Below are 2,814 nucleotides of genomic sequence, written 5' to 3'. Positions count from 1 at the left end.
GACGTTAACGTGGGGAAGGGAACGATCAAACTTTTCCTTAGCCATCGATACAGTCCTCCGCAGAAGAAATAGTTACTACCCTGATAAAACAAAGGCAGATATTTTCATATCTGCCTTGTTTATATGGAGCTCTTGAGCGGACTTGAACCGCTGACCTCACCCTTACCAAGGGTGTGCTCTACCAACTGAGCTACAAGAGCGAAACTCTTTGCGCCAAAACAGCAAACTTGGAGCGGGTAGCGGGAATCGAACCCGCATCATCAGCTTGGAAGGCTGAGGTTCTACCACTAAACTATACCCGCGGAGCTTGCGGCTCTCGCTAAAACTGGTGGAGGGAGAAGGATTCGAACCTTCGAAGCTCTCGCAACGGATTTACAGTCCGTCCCCTTTGGCCGCTCGGGAATCCCTCCAGATGTGGCGGGCATTCTATTTACCTGCCGGCCTGTAGTCAAGCATTTTTTCAATTAAATCTGAAAGTTAGCTGCTTTGACTACGCTTCCGGTACCACCACCTGAGCGGTGTTCCCTGCGAAGCGGGCGCCATTCTATCAAGCTATTCGCCAGTTGCAATACCCTGGCAGAAAATAATTTTATGTTTTAAGTCTTTGAAATCACTGGAAAGACTGGCGAGGACCGCCTCATCCAGCAAACGCTCGCTGTCAGGGCTTACCTTGAGCCAGAAGCCGTCCGCGCCAGCCAACTGCCCCTGCACCGGCTGAGCGGCGATATCGAGGCTCAGCAACCGTTGACGCAACGCTACCAGCTCATCCTGCCCGGCAAATCCCCCCACCACCAGGCACTCATCTCTGCGCCTGGCGGGAGCTGCCGCTCCCGTCTCCCGAAGCAGACGGATCTCCTGCTGACTTCCCTTGTAGAGGGAAAGGGGTGCAACCTCCTTGACCCGTACCGGCGCCTCCTGCTGGCGCCACACGTAATAGACGGCATTTAGCACTACCAACAGCAGAAACAACCAACGCATAGGCACCTCAACTCAAGGGGCAGGCCATCGCCAGGCCAACAAAGACCAGGTCCGGTACAACCCGCGCACCAGGTGCAGACACCTGGACCAGGGGCGCATCACCTCCCGTGAGGAAGACGCTGAACTCACTACCCCAGAGGGCGCGCGCCTGATCGATCTGCGTGCGGGCGAAACCCTGCAGCATCAGGACGCATCCGCGCTCGACCGCCTCGACCGTGGAGCGCCCAGGCTCAAGACTGCTCAACGCGCGCTCGGCCGAGGCATCGTCATAACGAATACGGCGGGTGTGCGTCCGCAGCTGGCTACGCATCAACGGCATCCCCGGACAGATGTATCCACCCAGATGCTGACCATCGGCCGCTACGAAATCCGCCTTGGCGGCTGTGCCGAAATCCATCACCAGGCAAGCCCCTTTGGCCAGGTGGAATGCACCGAGGGCGGCAAGCCAGCGGTCCATGCCCAGGCGCTCATGATCTTCATAGCCATTGCGCACACCCGCCATTTCGACAACAGGACGCGCAACCCGCACTTCGACCGCGAAGGCTTGCCTGATCGCCTCGCACAGCGCATCGGTTTCTTCCTCGCTGCGCACACTGACCATTCGTGCGCCCGCCAGGCGTGCCGCAGCCAGCCCACTGACGGCAGCCAACAGCGCCTGATCCGAATCAACGATGCCGCCCCCCAAGATGGTGGCATCTGCAGCATGAATCACACGCCACTTGATAAAGCTGTTACCGCAATCGAGCTCAAGAATCATCGCGCAACCTCAACCCGAGCTCTCCACCACTGAAGCTCTTCTCCACACCCTCGACATCCATGCGCAGACCGCCCTGCCCGTCCACACCCAGCACAATGCCATCGACCGTCTGATTGCCGGCGATCAGCGAGACCTTGCGCCCCTGCCACAGATGCGCCTGCTCCCATTCTTCCTGGAAAGCAGCGAAGCCATAGCGACGATGGCGCGAAAGCTCATGCTGCAATTGCTGGTTCAACTGCGCAACCAGACGATTGCGATCGATGAGCTCGCCAGTCTCCCGACGCATCGACGTCCACTGCTGGTCGACCTGATCATTGCTCTGCATGTTCACATTGATGCCGATACCCAGCACAACGTGACAGACATCCGCGGGGTCGCCAACCAGCTCCAGGAGAATGCCGACAATCTTCTTGTTACCAACAAGAACGTCATTCGGCCACTTCAGCCCCGCACCTTTTACACCGAGGGCATGTAGCGTACGCATAACCGCCAGGCCAACGACCAGGCTCAGCCCCTCGAGCTGGCGCATGCCCCCCTCCACCCGAAGCACCAGGCTGTAATAGAGATTTTCGGCGAATGGGCTGACCCAGTGTCGGCCACGCCGACCACGACCAGCACTCTGGCGCTCGGCAAGCACCAGGAAGGGCGCAGCCTGGCCCTGCCCGATCAGACGCAGAGCCTCGGCATTGGTCGAATCTATTGAGTCATGAACAAGAACAGGCCACTGCTCACCCTGAGTGAATGCAGCAATCGCCGAAGCCTCGAGCAGGCTCAATGGCGTAGCAAGCTGGTATCCACGACCACGCACCTTGTGAATGGTGAGGTTCAGCTCGCTTTCCAGGTGCTGCAGCTGCTTCCACACGGCGCTGCGGCTCACCCCCAAGGCTTCCCCCAGGGCCTGGCCAGAATGAAACCGGCCATCCTTGAGGAGATTCAACAACTTCAGCATGCCAGTCTCGACTTGAAATAAGGCTGGCATGATAGCCACGGGCTGCTGGATTGCATAGGAAAAGGGCGGGGATATCCCTGCGAGAACGGGTGCGCAGACCGAACCATACCCTGTAGAGGCAGGCTTGTCC

3 protein-coding genes and 3 tRNA genes are annotated in these 2,814 nt (G+C 58.5%); all 6 read right to left on the bottom strand.

The genetic code is table 11. From position 1 onward, the window contains the following. Positions 1–124: 124 nt before the first annotated feature. The 6 genes from HU729_RS25350 to birA all read right to left on the bottom strand — a co-directional run bounded on the left by HU729_RS25350 (position 125) and on the right by birA (position 2,684). Positions 125–200: transfer RNA gene (locus tag HU729_RS25350), tRNA-Thr, on the bottom strand. 28 nt (positions 201–228) lie between these two features. Then, positions 229–302, bottom strand: a tRNA-Gly gene (locus HU729_RS25345). A gap of 24 nt (positions 303–326) precedes the next feature. Beyond that, positions 327–410: transfer RNA gene (locus HU729_RS25340), tRNA-Tyr, on the bottom strand. 142 nt (positions 411–552) lie between these two features. Next, on the bottom strand, positions 553–978 hold the full coding sequence (locus tag HU729_RS25335; protein ID WP_186670238.1) for a hypothetical protein: 426 nt from the start codon (positions 976–978) through the stop codon (positions 553–555). Between the two features lie 7 nt (positions 979–985). Beyond that, entirely contained in the window at positions 986–1,735 is a 750-nt protein-coding gene (locus HU729_RS25330; RefSeq protein WP_186711905.1) for a pantothenate kinase, read from the bottom strand. After that, entirely contained in the window at positions 1,725–2,684 is a 960-nt protein-coding gene (birA, locus tag HU729_RS25325) for a bifunctional biotin--[acetyl-CoA-carboxylase] ligase/biotin operon repressor BirA (protein WP_186711904.1), read from the bottom strand. The genes HU729_RS25330 and birA overlap by 11 nt, the downstream gene beginning before the upstream one ends. Between the last annotated feature and the right edge of the window lie 130 nt (positions 2,685–2,814).

It is taken from the genome of Pseudomonas sp. RW10S2, assembly GCF_014268985.1.
GTDB classification, from domain to species: domain Bacteria; phylum Pseudomonadota; class Gammaproteobacteria; order Pseudomonadales; family Pseudomonadaceae; genus Aquipseudomonas; species Aquipseudomonas wayambapalatensis.
The sequence above is the reverse complement of the archived record's forward strand: the minus strand, read 5'-3'. Positions and strand labels throughout refer to the sequence as shown.

Bases quoted from the DNA above. Each gene is read 5' to 3' on its own strand.
- HU729_RS25335 (WP_186670238.1), bottom strand. From the start codon at position 978: ATGCGTTGGTTGTTTCTGCTGTTGGTAGTGCTAAATGCCGTCTATTAC.
- birA (WP_186711904.1), bottom strand. From the start codon at position 2,684: ATGCTGAAGTTGTTGAATCTCCTCAAGGATGGCCGGTTTCATTCTGGC.
- HU729_RS25330 (WP_186711905.1), bottom strand. From the start codon at position 1,735: ATGATTCTTGAGCTCGATTGCGGTAACAGCTTTATCAAGTGGCGTGTG.